The sequence below is a fragment of the Rhizobium sp. BR 314 genome (genome assembly GCF_047445805.1).
GTDB classification, from domain to species: Bacteria; Pseudomonadota; Alphaproteobacteria; order Rhizobiales; family Rhizobiaceae; genus Rhizobium; species Rhizobium lusitanum_B.
In genome coordinates, this window is record NZ_JARWLA010000019.1 from 1 (window position 1) to 13,870 (window position 13,870).

A 13,870-nucleotide genomic window follows, 5' to 3' on the forward strand; every position below is an offset into this window, starting at 1 on the left:
TTCTCATACGATGCAGAGGCGGACCGCTTCATCTGTCCAGCAGGCAATGGGCTGGAGCGCAAGCAGGTTATCAGCACGGAGCGCAGCGTGCTCTATGCTGCGCAGGCCGCCGATTGCGCCGCTTGTCTGCTTAAGCAAAAATGCACCACAGCCACCCGAAGATATGGTCAAAGGCATCTCGATGAAGATGCACTCGCCCGCATGCATCACCGGGCAACGCCCGACATGATGCGATTGCGTCGATGCACGGCAGAACATCCGTTCGGCACCATCAAACGGATGATGGCAGGCGGACGCTTCTTGACCAGAAACCTCAAGGGCACCAGAACCGAAATGGCCCTCTCCGTGCTCGCATACAACATCATGCCCACCATAAACATGACATCAAAGCCCGCATAGACCCAGAAACCAAAAGAGGCTCCGGTCAAACCGGAGCCTCCAAACGTTTCCACACGGGCTGCCTTTCAGGACGGCCTATTATTTTTACCCACGAAGATGAGCCTCGCTTCAGGCTGCCTTCACGACGCGATAGGGATCGAAGCGCCCGTAGAAGGTTTCGCCCTTCGCGGCCATGTCCTTCAGCAGCGCTGTCGGCTGGAAATGCGGGCCGTAGGCGGCGGCGAGCTTTTCGCAAAGGTCTACGAAAACCTTGACGCCCATGCCGTCGATGTAGGACAGCGCGCCACCGGTATAGGGGGCAAAGCCGAAGCCGAGGATCGAGCCGACATCCGCCTCGCGCGGATCGGTGACGATGCCCTCTTCGATGGTGCGGGATGCCTCGAGCGCGATCGTGACGAGGAAGCGCTGCTTCAGCACGTTGACGTCGACATCATCGGCCTTCTTCTGCGGGTAGAGTTCCCTAAGGCCCGGCCAGAGCGACTTCTTGGCCGGCTTCGGGGGATAATCGTAGAAGCCCTTGGTGTTCTTCCGGCCCAGACGCCCCTCGCCTTCTACAAGCCCGGTGACGAGTTGCATGTGACGCGGATCGACGGCCTTCTCGCCGAGATCGGCGACGGTTGCCTTCAGGATCTTGTAGGAGAGGTCGATGGCGACTTCGTCGTTGAGCGCCAGCGGCCCCACCGGCATGCCGGCCATCTTGGCGGCGTTCTCGATCATGGCTGCGGGCACGCCTTCGATCAGCATGTCATAGGCTTCGTGGATGTAGCGGAAGACGCAACGATTGACGAAGAAGCCGCGGGTGTCGTTGACGACGATCGGCGTCTTCTTGATGGCGGCGACGTAATCCAGCGCGACGGCAATGGCACGGTCACCCGTTTCCTTGCCAAGGATGACTTCCGTCAGCATCATCTTCTCGACCGGAGAGAAGAAATGGACACCGATGAAGTCCGCCGGGCGCTTGGAATTCTTTGCAAGACCGGTGATCGGCAGCGTCGAGGTGTTGGAAGCGAAGATGGCAGTGGGTGGCAGGACGGCTTCGACGGCCTCGATGACGGCCTTCTTGACTTCGCGATCTTCGAACACGGCTTCGATGACGAGATCGGCATCCTTGAGATCGGCATAATCGGCCGATGGCGTGATGCGCGAGAGCAGAGCAGCGCCTTCGTCTTGCGTTAGTCTTCCCTTACCAATTGAATCCTTGACCAGTCCCTCGCCGACGCCCTTGCCCTTGGTGGCAGCTTCGATATCGCGATCGATCAGCGTGACCGGAATGCCGGCGGCAGCCGTGACATAGGCGATAGAAGCGCCCATGAAACCGGCGCCGACGACGCCGATCTTCTTCAGCTCCGTCTTTGGCTGGCCTGCCGGACGGCGAGCGCCCTTGCCAAGTTCCTGCATGGAGATGAACAGCGAGCGGATCATCGAATAGGCTTCGGTGGTCTGCAGCACATGGGTGAAATAGCGCTGCTCGATCTTCAGGCCGGTATCGAAGGGCACCTGCAGGCCTTCATAGACGCATTTGAGGATGGCGAGTGCTGCCGGATAATTGCCCGATGTCTCGCGGCGCAGGATGGCGGGGGCTGCCGGCCAGAGCTGAGCTGCGGCTGGCGTCCAGATACCGCCGCCCGGCGCCTTGAAACCCTTCTCATCCCAAGGTGCCACAGGCTTCAGACCGTCCTTGATCATCTGCTTGGCGGCCGGGACCAGCTGATCCGGCTCGACCACCTGATGCACGAGGTTCATCGCCTTGGCGCGTGCTGCCGTCAGCGACTGGCCTGTCGTCATCATCTGCAAGGCCGACTGAGCGTCCGTCAGGCGCGAAACGCGCTGCGTGCCGCCGGCACCCGGGAAGAGGCCGACCTTGACCTCCGGCAGCGCGATCTTGACGCTTTTGGCGCTCGACGCGACACGGCCGTGGCAGGCAAGTGACAGCTCGAATGCACCACCCATGCAGGTGCCGTTGATGGCCGAGACCCACGGCTTGCCGCAGGTTTCGAGCTTGCGGAAGAGGCCCGTCATACGCCCGACGAGATTGAAGAGCTTCTGCGCGGCAGCAGCCGGGTCTTTCGCCTTCTCATCCTGATAGAGCGAGAACATCGACTTGATCATCGACAGATCGGCGCCGCCGGAGAAGGAGGACTTGCCCGAGGTGAAGACCACGCCCTTGACGGCCGTATCTGCAACGGTCGCGTCGATGATGGCGTTCAGCTCATCCATCACCTCCGCAGTGAAGACATTCATGGACTTGCCGGGCATATCCCAGCTGACGAGTGCGATGCCGTCTGCGTCGGTCTCAACGGTGAAATTTGTGTAGGCCATTGCTTTCCCTCCTCAGACGCGTTCGATGATCGTGGCGGTACCCATGCCGGCACCGATGCAGAGCGTCACCAGCGCGGTATTGAGGTCGCGGCGCTCCAGCTCGTCCAGCACTGTACCGAGGATCATCGCGCCGGTTGCGCCGAGCGGATGGCCCATGGCGATAGCGCCACCATTGACGTTGATCTTGTCATGGGGAATGTCGAAGGCCTGCATGTAGCGCAGCACGACGGCGGCGAAGGCTTCGTTGAGCTCGAACAGATCGATGTCGGCAAGCGTCAAGCCGCTGCGCTTCAACAGCTTTTCGGTGACATCAACCGGACCGGTCAGCATCAACGCTGGATCGGAGCCGATATTGGCGAAGGCCTTGATGCGGCCGCGCGGCTTCAACCCCATGCTCTCACCGCCCGCCTTGGAGCCGAGCAGCACGGCGGCGGCGCCATCGACAATGCCGGAGGAATTGCCAGCATGATGGACATAGTTGATGCGTTCCACCTCCGGATGCGCCTGGATACCGACGGCCTCGAAGCCGCCCATTTCGCCGGGCAGCTGGAAGGACGGATTGAGCGAAGCGAGCGCCTGCATATCCGTGCCAGGGCGCATGTGCTCGTCGCGGTCGAGAATGGTTAGGCCGTTGATGTCCTTCACCGGAATGACGGAATTCTTGAAGTAGCCCTTTTCCCAGGCATGGGCGGCGCGCTTCTGGCTTTCGACGGCATAGGCATCGACGTCATCGCGCGAGAAGCCGTATTTGGTGGCGATGAGATCGGCCGATACGCCCTGCGGCATGAAATAGGCCGGGAAGTTGACGGAGGGATCCATGAACCAGGCACCGCCGGACATGCCCAAGCCGACGCGCGACATGCTTTCGACGCCGCCGGCAATGACGATATCGTCGGCCCCTTGAGCGATCTTGGCCGCGCCAAAATTCACGGCATCGAGACCGGAGGCGCAGAAGCGGGAGATCTGCATGCCGGGCGCCTTGGTGGAATAGCCTGCTTCGAAGGCAGCACCCCTCGGGATGACGGCGCCGGCTTCCATGACAGGATCGACGCAGCCCATGATGATGTCGTCAACCGTTTCGGTGTTAAGGCCGTTGCGGTCGCGGATCGCTTCCAGCGTCTTGGCGGCGAGGCGAACGGAAGGCACTTCGTGCAGCGACCCATCCTTCTTGCCGCGCCCGCGCGGCGTGCGCACGTGGTCGTAAATGAAAACCTCGGTCATGTCTCATCTCCCTGCGGCGGCTGATGCCGCCTTGATCAAAAGGCTTCCGCCGCCAGTTCCATCATCGTGTCGGCGCCGGTTTCGATGCGGACCTTGCGCAGTGCCGTTTCCGGCATGATGCGCTCCATGTAGAACCGCGCCGTGACAAGCTTGTTCTTCAGATAATCCTCGCGCGCGCTGTCGCCGCTCGCAAGGCCTGTCTGTGCCGCCTTCGCCATCTTCGCCCACATATAGCCGAGGACGACGAGGCCGAAGAGGTGCATGTAATCGGTCGAACCGGCACCGGCATTGTCGGGCTTGGCCATGGCGTTCTGCATGAACCACATGGTTGAGGCCTGCACATCGTTCAAGCCCTTCTTCAGGTGTTTGGTGAAGAAGCCCATCTGCTCGTCGTTGCGGTTCTCCTCGCAGAAATCGCCGATTTCCTTGAACAGGGCCATGACGGCGCGGCCGCCATTCAGCGCCAGCTTGCGGCCGACGAGATCAAGCGCCTGGATGCCATTGGCGCCTTCATAAATCATGGCGATGCGGGCATCGCGGACATACTGGCTCATGCCGTGTTCTTCGATATAGCCATGGCCGCCGAAGACCTGCTGCGCCATGACGGCGTGCTCAAAGCCCTTGTCGGTCATGACGCCCTTGAGGATCGGCGTCGCGAGGCCAAGGACATCGTCGGCTGCCTGACGGTCCTTCTCGTCCGGGGAGCGATGGGCGATATCGGATTTCAGCGCCGTCCACAGCAGGAAGGCGCGGCCGGCCTCGTTGAAGGCGCGGATGGTCATCAGCGTGCGGCGGATATCGGGATGGACGATGATCGGATCGGCCTTCTTGTCCGGCGCCTTCGGGCCGGAAAGCGAGCGGCCCTGAATGCGCTCGCGGGCATAATTGGCGGCATTCTGATAGGCGACTTCGGCGATCGACACGCCCTGTAAGCCGACGGCCAGACGGGCCTCGTTCATCATGACGAACATGGCGTTGAGGCCCTTGTTCTCGGCACCGATCAAAAAGCCCGTCGCCTCGTCATAGTTCATGACGCAGGTGGCGTTACCGTGAATGCCCATCTTGCGCTCGATCGCGCCGCAGGAAACGGGGTTGCGCGCGCCGAGCGAGCCATCTTCCTTGACGAGGAACTTCGGCACGATGAACAGCGAGATACCCTTGGTGCCTTCGGGAGCACCTTCGATGCGGGCAAGGACGAGATGGACGATATTATCCGTCATGTCATGCTCGCCGGCGGAGATGAAGATCTTCTGGCCGGAGATCTTGTAGCTGCCATCAGCCTGCGGAACCGCCTTGGTGCGCAAGAGGCCGAGATCGGTGCCGCAATGCGGCTCGGTGAGGTTCATGGTGCCGGACCAAGTACCCCCGACCATGTTAGGCAAATAGGTCTGCTTCTGCGCGTCAGAGCCATGCACGAGGATGGCGGCGATCGCGCCCTGTGTCAGACCCGGATACATCATCAGCGACATGTTGGCGGCGGAGGTATATTCGCCGACGGCGCAGTGGAGTACGTAGGGAAGCCCCTGACCGCCGAATTCCTCCGGCACGGCGAGGCCCAGCCAACCACCTTCGCGATAGGCGCGATAGGCCTCCTTAAAGCCCTTCGGCGTCGAGACCGTGCCGTCGTCGTGGCGTAAGCAGCCTTCCTGATCACCCGAGTAATTCAGCGGGAAAAGCACCTCTTCCGACAGCTTTGCCGCCTCGCCGACGATCGCCTCGATCATGTCAGGCGTCGCATCGGCGTAACCCGGAAGATTGTTGTAGCGCTCCAACCCAAGCACATCGTTCAGGACGAAGAGCGTATCGTTCACCGGGGCCTTGTAGACTGGCATCTCTCGAATTCCTCCAATTCGCCGCCGGACCTCAGATTCCGGCCACTGCGATTACCCATATAAAATATTGACGTTTGCGTAAACGTCAAGTTTTTGTCGCGCCGATTTTTTCTATGGATCTGCAGATGGGAATTTGGATCGGCGCAAACGAAGATCCGCGTTTCCGTGGTCTCTATCGAGCTAACATCGGAAGAATATCGAGGCATCCGACAGCAGAACCGAAATAAAAGGTTAAAGATTTCCGTCAAACTTAACGAGTTGTTTACCACGTTTCGTAAATTGTACGAGTTGAGCAGCAGTGCTTCGCGCTTCTTCAATCTATCATTGAATGACGCGGTGTCTTTGCGGCTCGGTTTGAGGAAAGCCAATAGATTTATCCCTTTCCGAACGGCGGGATCCGGACATTGCGGCAATGGCGCAGCGTCTTTCTTCCGTCAACACGGTGACCTGGGTGGTCATAGTTCGAGGCGAGCAAAAGATATGAGCGGATCGCGATCAAATCCTACCAGCACGGGCGACTGGACATCGCTGGATGCTCTGAGCCGCACGATCGAGGGGCTGGAGGCGCGCATCGAGGGATTGATGGGCACCGCAACCTCGCGCGATACGCGCCAGCGCGTTGCAGCGGGCTACGGCGCCGTTCCCGAACGGGCAGCATCCCCGGAGCGCATGTCGCCGCGCCCCGAACGCGAATACCCCGCAAGCCGGCCCTATGAGCGTCCGCTGCGCTCCGAACGCCAGGAACAGCATGAGGTCCGCCCAGATCCGCTTGCAGAAATCCGCCAGCGCCAGCGCGCGCTCGAGGCGAACCGCGAGCGGCTGCTTGCGCGCCGCGAAGAAATCTCGCAGGCCGAGCCGCAGCCGGCCCGGCGTCCGCTCGATGCCTATAGCCCGCGCCAGCCGCAGCGGCCGGTCGCCGAAAGCTCCGTCGACATCGCCCAGGCGCTCGTCAATCTCCGCCAGGATCTGAAGCGCGACATCGCCGACAGCGTGACCCGCGAAGTAAACGCCCTGCGCGCTGAAATTCGCGATATCCGCGAGAACAGCAACGACAAACATTTCGCAGCCGATGTTCGCGAGGACATGGCGCGGCTTGCAGACAGCATCAACCAGCTCACCGGCCAGCCGGAAACGGCGGGTCTCAAGGCCGAGTTCGACGAGCTGCGCTCGCTGATGGACGGCCTTGCCCGCGAGGAATCCCTGCACCACGTCGAACGCCAGGTAAAAGCGATCGACACGACCGGCCTGCAGGACGAGCTCGTATCGCTTGCCTACCGCCTCGACGACATCAAGCAGCACCTCGGCGGCATGAACGACAGCCCCGCCGTGCATGCGCTGGAAAACAAGCTGCTGACGATCGCGACTGCCATGGAGAGCCTCGGCTCGATGATGCAACCGCAGGATCAGGCAATGCAGCGGCTCGAAGGCCAACTGAGCGGCCTTGCCGACCAGATCGACGTCATGAGCCGCGATGCGGCACGACGCCAGCCCGCGGACGATCTCTCCGGTCGCCTCGAAGCGCTTGCCATGCGCATCGACGAACTGGGTAGCGCCAAGGCCGTCGCCCGCCTTGAGGAGCGTCTGGATCAGCTTTCGCATTTGATGGAACGCTCGCAGAAGGCGGCGCCGCAGCCGGAGCTCGTCACCTACCTCGCCGACATCTCGCACAAGATCGATGCGCTGGAACACGGCTCGGTCGGCAATGCGCTTGCGGACCGGCTGGACTATCTCGCTCGCCGCATCGACGAAATCGATTTCCATCCGTCGGCTCCGGCAGCAAACATTGATGACGGCGCGGTCCGCCGGCTCGAAGGCCGCCTCTCCGACATCGCGGCTCGGCTCGAAGCCAGCACAGCCGCACCGCCGACAGACACGCAGGCCCTGCGCAGCCTCGAAGAGCAGATCGCCCACCTGTCCACCCTTCTCACCAGCGAGCCCCGGGCGCCGTCAGGCGAGCATTTCCCTGTCGATTTCGATCGGCGGATGAGCGCCATCGAAGACTATATGGCGACCAACGACGAATACATCATCGAAGCCGCACGCCATGCGGCGGAAACCGTCGTTGAAGCCTATTCTCGCGAAGGCGGAATGGCCGGCAGCGCGCAGCATGGCGATATGGCCGCACTGACGGCTCTTGCCGAAGACCTTCGTCATCTCGAAGATCTTAGCCGCGCCAGCGACGAGCGCACGCATCGCACCTTTGAAGCGCTGCACGACACGCTGCTGCAGATCGCCGATCGGCTCGACCACATGGAACATCGCCGACCGGCACCTGCCATGCCGGCAGCGGCCTTCGAAAGCGACGTCTTCGCCGACGAGGATGCGCCGGCAATCAAGCCGCCGATGGCCGCACAGCAGAAGGCCGGCCCGATCATCCGCACGGTTGCGCCCGCAGAAACGGCCGCAGCGTCCGAGACCGCCGTGGCGCAGGCAATCGATGCCAATACCAAGGCGGAAATCAAGGCCGCCGCCAAGAAAAGCGGTTCGAAGGCAGGCCTTCTCGCCGGCCTCGGCAAGCGTTTCTTCACGCCGGAGAAGGCCGAGCCGATCTTCCTGCCGGATCGCCCTGTCATCGAACAGGCACCTTCCATCGACCCGGCCGACATGATGCCGACGGAAGAGGCAAACGAGCTGCTGGAGCCCGGCTCCGGCGCGCCCGATATCAAGAAGATCCTGGAGCGCGTGCGCGCCAGCCAGAACACCGCCCGCGGCGGCCGTCAGCCGACCGAAAACGAGCGTGCAGACTATATCGCTGCAGCCCGCCGTGCCGCACAGGCCGCGGCGATCGAAGTCGATCAAGTCCAGCGGACAGCACCCGCCGGCAAGAAGGATGCGAAGAAGGGCGGAGCGTTCTCGCGCTTCCGCCGCCCGATCCTGCTCGCCATTGGCGCGGCCCTGCTGGCGATCATGGCCTTCCCGCTCGTCAACACGCTGACGCGTGGTCAGAAAGCACCCGCGCCCGCTGAAATTTCGACCATGGTTGCGCCGGCAGATAGCGCGGTGACCAACCGGGTAGCCACCAATGTAGCCCCGGTCGTCAATGATCTGCAGCCGGCTGCAAACCAGGCCGCAGCGCCGGTGGCGACAACAGCGGACACGGCAAATGTCCAGCTCGCGACGGCATCTGCCAGCCCGGCACTTGCACCGACAAGCGACCAACCTGCGGCAACACCTTCGGCCGAAGTCCCCTCGGCCACCGCCGACAATTCTGGCGGCAGCACAGCACCTGGGCAGCAAGCGAGCGCTGGCACTTCCACCGACAACGCCGCCGCGGCTCCGGCAGCCGCAGAGATCCTGGTGCCTGATGGCATTCAGCCGCCATCGCTTGTCGCCGCCGCGAAATCGGGCGACCCTGTCGCACTCTTCGAGATCGGCGCCCGCTATACCGACGGCCGCAATGTCGCAGCGGATCTGAAGCAGGCAGCGAACTGGTATCAGCTTTCGGCGGCGAAGGGCTATGCTCCGGCACAATACCGGCTCGCGAGCATGTACGAGAAGGGCAACGGCATCGACCGTGACCTCGTCAGGGCCAAGGGTTATTATGAGCAGGCCGCCAATCAGGGCAATGCCAGCGCTATGCACAACCTTGCCGTCCTCTACGCATCTGGGACGGCAGGACAGCAGGACTACGACTCGGCTGCGAACTGGTTTACGCGCGCTGCCAATCTCGGCGTGTCCGACAGCCAGTTCAACCTTGCGATCCTTTATGCTCGCGGTAACGGCGTGAAGCAGGATCTGCAGGAATCCTACAAGTGGTTCGCAATCGCCGCAAAGAGCGGCGACAAGGACGCCGCACAAAAGCGTGACGAAGTCGCCAACGCCATGAAGCCGGCCGATCTCGAAGGCGCTCGCGCCAAAGTCGATCTTTGGAAGGCGCAGCAGGCCGATCCCAAGGCCAACGGCACGGCTGTTCCCGACGAGTGGACCACAGGCAAGGGCGTGAACACCGCGTCCATCGACATGAAGAAGGCCATCCGCAACATCCAGGCCATCCTCAACAAGAACGGTTTCGATGCCGGTGCGCCGGATGGCAGCATGGGCGACAAGACCGTGGCGGCGCTGAAGAGCTTCCAGAAGTCCGTCGGCTTGCCGTCCGATGGACGGGTGACCGATCAGGTCGTCAAGGAGCTGCTCGCCCGCAACAAGTAGGTGATCCGCACCTGTCGAACGCAGTCAAACAAAAATGCGGGCGCAGCCACGCCGGCATTTTTGTTGCGGGATACTCCCCAAACCCCTCCCGACGCCGCCCTCGGGTGGCCGCCGCGCACGTCACAGAAAAGCGAAAAAAGCCGCGCTAAGGTGGCGCGGGCAATTCAAATCTGTCGTGTCCAGCTTTCCTAAGGCTCTGGCAACGATTTCAGGTTAGAATTCGCCGTTTAAAAGGGGAAAATGGCTCAGGCTCCGATTTCCGTGCCGGACAGCCTGCAAATGGGAACAGCGCGTGACGATCTATCTGCCGATCGCAGAACTGTCGGTGAATATCTTCATTATTCTCGGCATGGGCGCAGCCGTAGGGTTTCTCTCCGGCATGTTTGGCGTTGGCGGCGGTTTCCTCATCACGCCGCTGCTGATCTTCTACAACATTCCCCCCGTCGTCGCCGTAGCCACCGGCTCCAACCAAGTCGTCGCGTCTTCCGTGTCGGGAGCGCTTACACATTTTCGCCGAGGTTCGCTCGACCTGAAACTGGGCACGATCCTGCTCGCCGGCGGTCTCGCGGGCGCGACCTTCGGCCTGTGGCTATTCGTGCTGTTGCGCCGGCTCGGACAGATCGACCTGATCATCTCACTGATCTACGTGCTATTGCTCGGCACAGTGGGCACGCTCATGCTTTGGGAAAGCGTGCGCGCCATGCGGCGGGCTGCAGGCAAGCTGCCGCCCGCCACCGCCAAGCTGCGCCATCACAACTGGGTGCAGCGCCTGCCGCTCAAGCTGCGTTTCAAGAAATCCAAGCTCTATCTCAGCGCCATTCCGGTGATCGGCCTCGGCTTTTTCGTGGGCATGCTGACGCCGATGGGTATCGGCGGCGGCTTCATTCTCGTGCCGGCCATGATCTATCTTCTGCGCGTGCCGACGAACGTCGTCGTCGGCACATCGCTGTTCCAGGTCATCTTCGTCACGGCCTTCACCACGATCGTCCAGGCGGCCACCAACTATTCCGTCGATATCATCCTGGCGTTCATGCTGATGGTGGCCGGCGTCGTCGGCGCGCAGTACGGCGTGCGGGTTGGCCAGAAGCTGCGCGGCGAGCAGCTCCGCGCCCTGCTTGGCCTTCTCGTCCTTGCTGTCGGGCTTCGTCTGGCGATCGCACTCGTGGTCACGCCTGCGGACGTCTACTCGGTCATCATGGAAGGGGTGAGCCGATGAGAGGTTTCGGGCTCCTCGCTGTCGCGATCCTGCTGCTTGCGCCGCTTGGTGCGCAGGCGCAGGTGCTGCTCGACCAGCCGACGACATCGACGACGGCACGTGAAACTATGGAAATAGGTACATCGACGAGCGAGATCGCCATCACCTCCGATTTCGCAGGCGCCGATCTGACGATCTTCGGCGCACTTTCCAACACCGATCAGCTGCTTTTGGCGATCGGCCAATACGACATCGTCGTCGTGCTGGAAGGGCCGCGCGAAAACGCGACGGTGCGCAGGAAGGACCGCGTCTTCGGCATCTGGGTCAACACCCGCTCGATGACGTTCGAGCATGTGCCGCAGGCCTATTCGCTGTCGAGCACGCGCGCTGTCGACTACATCACTGCGCCGCTTGAACTCAGCGATCGCGGCATCGGCGTCGACCACATCCCCCTCACCCCAGTCGGCTTCGTCGGCAATGTCGGCGACGTTCCGGAATTCCGGCAGGCTTTCCGGCGGCTGCAGTCGGCAGGCGGACTTTACGAAAGCGACCCGGCCGGCGTGCGCTTCGTCAGTTCCTCGCTGTTCAAGGCAACGCTCAGGATCCCCGCCGATGTGCCGAACGGCGTGCATACAGTTCGCGCCTATCTCTTCAAGAGCGGCAAGTTCATCGGCGAAAAGGCGCTGCCGCTACGTGTCATCAAGACCGGCATAGAGCAGATGATCACGGATGCGGCGCATCAGCAGCCGATCGCCTATGGCGTTTTTTCCGTATTGCTGGCCTTGGTCACGGGTTGGGGCGCGAGCTTCATGTTCCGAAAGAACTGATCAGCCTTCCTTGCGGCGATCGACGACTTCGAGATAGGCGTCGGTCAATCGGCCGAGCACCGAGGGTGTGCCCGGCGGCAACACCTTGCCGAGATGCTTGGCGCGCAGCTCCTCCATGAAATCTTCCCAGAGCGTCGCGCCGCCGTTCTCCAGCAGTTCGGCCCGGATCGACAGCTCCTCGGATACCGGTAGATGCTTGCGGCCCCAGGCGCCCATATGGGCAAAGAGCGGCACAAGGTCGATCGCCATTTCGGTCAGGCTGTAAACCGCCTTCTGCTTGTGGGTGGGGTCATCTGCGCGGGTCAGGAGGCCGCGCTCGACCAGCCGCTTCAGGCGGTCGGCAAGAATATTGGACGCTATTCCCTCCTCCGAATTCTGCAGCAATTCACGAAAGTGCCGGCGGTTGCCGAACATGATGTCCCTGATGACGATCAGGCTCCAGCGGTCACCGAGGATTTCCAGCGTCAGATTGATCGGGCAGCCGGAGCGATGTGATGCGTCCATGGTGGTCTCCAAAACTGCTTGCATTTTGCCATCAGTGCGACTAGCTTTCAACCAATTGTTTTTAGCAACCAGTTTCATTTATGAAACAGTTGTCATCGTGGAGGAAGTGATGAGAAAACTTGCTGTCTGGAATCTCATGACGCTTGACGGCTATTTCGAGGGAGCCAAGCCTTGGGACCTCGGATTTCACATGCTCGCCTGGGGCGACGAACTGGACAGTTATTCGAAGGACCTCGGCAAGGAAGGCGATCTGCTGATCTTCGGCCGCAAGACTTATGAAGGCATGGCCGCTTATTGGCCGACCGCGACGGAAACGTCCGATATCGCTGCCTATATGAACGGTATCGCCAAAATCGCCGCGTCGCGGACGCTCGACAAAGCGGACAGGAACAACACCCGCGTCGTCGGCGACATTGTCGCTGAAGTGAAGAAGCTGAAGGAAGAACCTGGCAAGACCATGTTCGTGTTCGGCAGTGCCGAGGTGACGGATGTGCTGCTCAAGGCGGGGCTGGTGGACGAGATCCGCATCTGCCTCGTTCCCGTCGTGCTGGGCTCCGGCAATCCGCATTTCAAGCCGGCATCCGAACAGCGGCCGATGAAGCTGCTCGAATCCAAAGCTCTGAAGACCGGTGCAGTGGTCCTGCGTTACGAGCCCGCGAACGCGGCTTAGGCCGAGAGATTGCCGAAGCGCACGGAATAGATGCGGTCGCGGCCGAGCAGGTGGGCGATCAGGCTCTCCCGCTCGAAGAGGCCCGCCATGGCCTTATGGCGAAGATCGAGACCACCGGTCATGACGCCAAAGGCCGGCATCAGCAGGCGGGCGCCATCCGTTGCAAAGCACGGTCGGCGCACCGATTTGTCGCGGCGTCGAACAGTAGCGGAGGGATGTAAATGGCCGGCGATCTCGCCTACCTGCCGCCCCGCCTTCGGCTCGTGGCGGAAGGTCAAGCCGCCATAATGCATCTCGTCGACCGAATGACCGGGCAGATCGACCGTGCCATCCGGATCGTGATTGCCGTTGATCCAGATCCACTCACGGCCGCGGGCCATGCTGACGATGAGGCTGCGAAATTCTTCCGGCAGATGCTGTGAACCGACGCGATCATGGAAATTGTCGCCAAGCGAAACGACCAGCTTCGGATCGTAGCGGGAGATGACGGCGGAGAGAACGGTCAGCGTCGCCAAGGTATCGTATGGCGGCAGCATCATGCCTCGGCGGGCGAAGGCCGCACCCTTTTCCAGATGCAGGTCGGAGACGACGAGAATACCGGCCTCAGGCAGATAGAGCGCACCCAGCGGATCGCAGACGGCAGCAATGCCATGAACAACGGTCTCGACGCCCGCAGCCGGCGCAGATTCGCCGCTGTCTTGACAGTTCAAGCTCCGTGCCAGCGCCAGCCGGTTGATCACGTCAGTTCATCCTT

The 13,870-nt window shown here is 61.7% G+C and carries 10 protein-coding genes; 5 read left to right on the forward strand and 5 right to left on the reverse strand.

Going from position 1 to position 13,870, the window contains the following annotated elements; genetic code table 11:
• Positions 1–399 (forward strand): transposase (locus QD461_RS21690; protein ID WP_414089615.1); only part of this gene is annotated, 399 nt, incomplete at its 5' end.
• 108 nt (positions 400–507) lie between these two features.
• On the opposite strand, the gene QD461_RS21695 is transcribed toward QD461_RS21690, so the two are convergent.
• Genes QD461_RS21695 through QD461_RS21705 form a run of 3 tightly spaced genes read right to left on the reverse strand, consistent with a single transcriptional unit; the run spans position 508 to position 5,771 of the window.
• Positions 508–2,718: a 3-hydroxyacyl-CoA dehydrogenase NAD-binding domain-containing protein gene (locus QD461_RS21695; protein ID WP_414089616.1), complete on the reverse strand. Its 2,211-nt coding sequence runs from the start codon at positions 2,716–2,718 to the stop codon at positions 508–510.
• Positions 2,719–2,730: 12 nt separating this feature from the next.
• On the reverse strand, positions 2,731–3,939 hold the full coding sequence (locus QD461_RS21700; protein WP_414089617.1) for an acetyl-CoA C-acetyltransferase: 1,209 nt from the start codon (positions 3,937–3,939) through the stop codon (positions 2,731–2,733).
• A 35-nt stretch (positions 3,940–3,974) separates the two neighbouring features.
• Positions 3,975–5,771: an acyl-CoA dehydrogenase C-terminal domain-containing protein gene (locus QD461_RS21705; RefSeq protein WP_414089618.1), complete on the reverse strand. Its 1,797-nt coding sequence runs from the start codon at positions 5,769–5,771 to the stop codon at positions 3,975–3,977.
• A gap of 480 nt (positions 5,772–6,251) precedes the next feature.
• On the opposite strand from QD461_RS21705, the gene QD461_RS21710 reads away from it, so the two are divergent.
• The 3 genes from QD461_RS21710 to QD461_RS21720 all read left to right on the forward strand — a co-directional run bounded on the left by QD461_RS21710 (position 6,252) and on the right by QD461_RS21720 (position 11,942).
• Complete coding sequence (locus QD461_RS21710; RefSeq protein WP_414089619.1) at positions 6,252–9,920, forward strand: peptidoglycan-binding protein; 3,669 nt, start codon at positions 6,252–6,254, stop codon at positions 9,918–9,920.
• 292 nt (positions 9,921–10,212) lie between these two features.
• Complete coding sequence (locus QD461_RS21715) at positions 10,213–11,136, forward strand: sulfite exporter TauE/SafE family protein (protein WP_184709343.1); 924 nt, start codon at positions 10,213–10,215, stop codon at positions 11,134–11,136.
• Positions 11,133–11,942 carry a TIGR02186 family protein gene (locus QD461_RS21720; RefSeq protein ID WP_414089620.1) on the forward strand — a complete coding sequence of 270 codons (810 nt, stop codon included), beginning with the start codon at positions 11,133–11,135 and terminating at the stop codon, positions 11,940–11,942. Before QD461_RS21715 ends, QD461_RS21720 begins: the two co-directional genes overlap by 4 nt.
• Here the strand turns inward: QD461_RS21720 and QD461_RS21725 are convergent, their stop codons facing one another.
• Entirely contained in the window at positions 11,943–12,446 is a 504-nt protein-coding gene (locus QD461_RS21725; RefSeq protein WP_414089621.1) for a winged helix-turn-helix transcriptional regulator, read from the reverse strand.
• Positions 12,447–12,555: 109 nt separating this feature from the next.
• On the opposite strand from QD461_RS21725, the gene QD461_RS21730 reads away from it, so the two are divergent.
• On the forward strand, positions 12,556–13,116 hold the full coding sequence (locus tag QD461_RS21730) for a dihydrofolate reductase family protein (protein ID WP_414089622.1): 561 nt from the start codon (positions 12,556–12,558) through the stop codon (positions 13,114–13,116).
• Here QD461_RS21730 and pdeM read toward each other — a convergent pair.
• Positions 13,113–13,856 (reverse strand): ligase-associated DNA damage response endonuclease PdeM, encoded by a 744-nt coding sequence (gene pdeM / locus QD461_RS21735; RefSeq protein WP_414089623.1) that lies wholly within the window; start codon positions 13,854–13,856, stop codon positions 13,113–13,115. The two genes, QD461_RS21730 and pdeM, sit on opposite strands and share 4 nt — an antisense overlap.
• Positions 13,857–13,870 lie beyond the last annotated feature (14 nt).

Bases quoted from the DNA above. Each gene is read 5' to 3' on its own strand.
- QD461_RS21695 (WP_414089616.1), bottom strand. From the start codon at position 2,718: ATGGCCTACACAAATTTCACCGTTGAGACCGACGCAGACGGCATCGCA.
- QD461_RS21700 (WP_414089617.1), bottom strand. From the start codon at position 3,939: ATGACCGAGGTTTTCATTTACGACCACGTGCGCACGCCGCGCGGGCGC.
- QD461_RS21705 (WP_414089618.1), bottom strand. From the start codon at position 5,771: ATGCCAGTCTACAAGGCCCCGGTGAACGATACGCTCTTCGTCCTGAAC.
- QD461_RS21710 (WP_414089619.1), top strand. From the start codon at position 6,252: ATGAGCGGATCGCGATCAAATCCTACCAGCACGGGCGACTGGACATCG.
- QD461_RS21720 (WP_414089620.1), top strand. From the start codon at position 11,133: ATGAGAGGTTTCGGGCTCCTCGCTGTCGCGATCCTGCTGCTTGCGCCG.
- QD461_RS21725 (WP_414089621.1), bottom strand. From the start codon at position 12,446: ATGGACGCATCACATCGCTCCGGCTGCCCGATCAATCTGACGCTGGAA.
- QD461_RS21730 (WP_414089622.1), top strand. From the start codon at position 12,556: ATGAGAAAACTTGCTGTCTGGAATCTCATGACGCTTGACGGCTATTTC.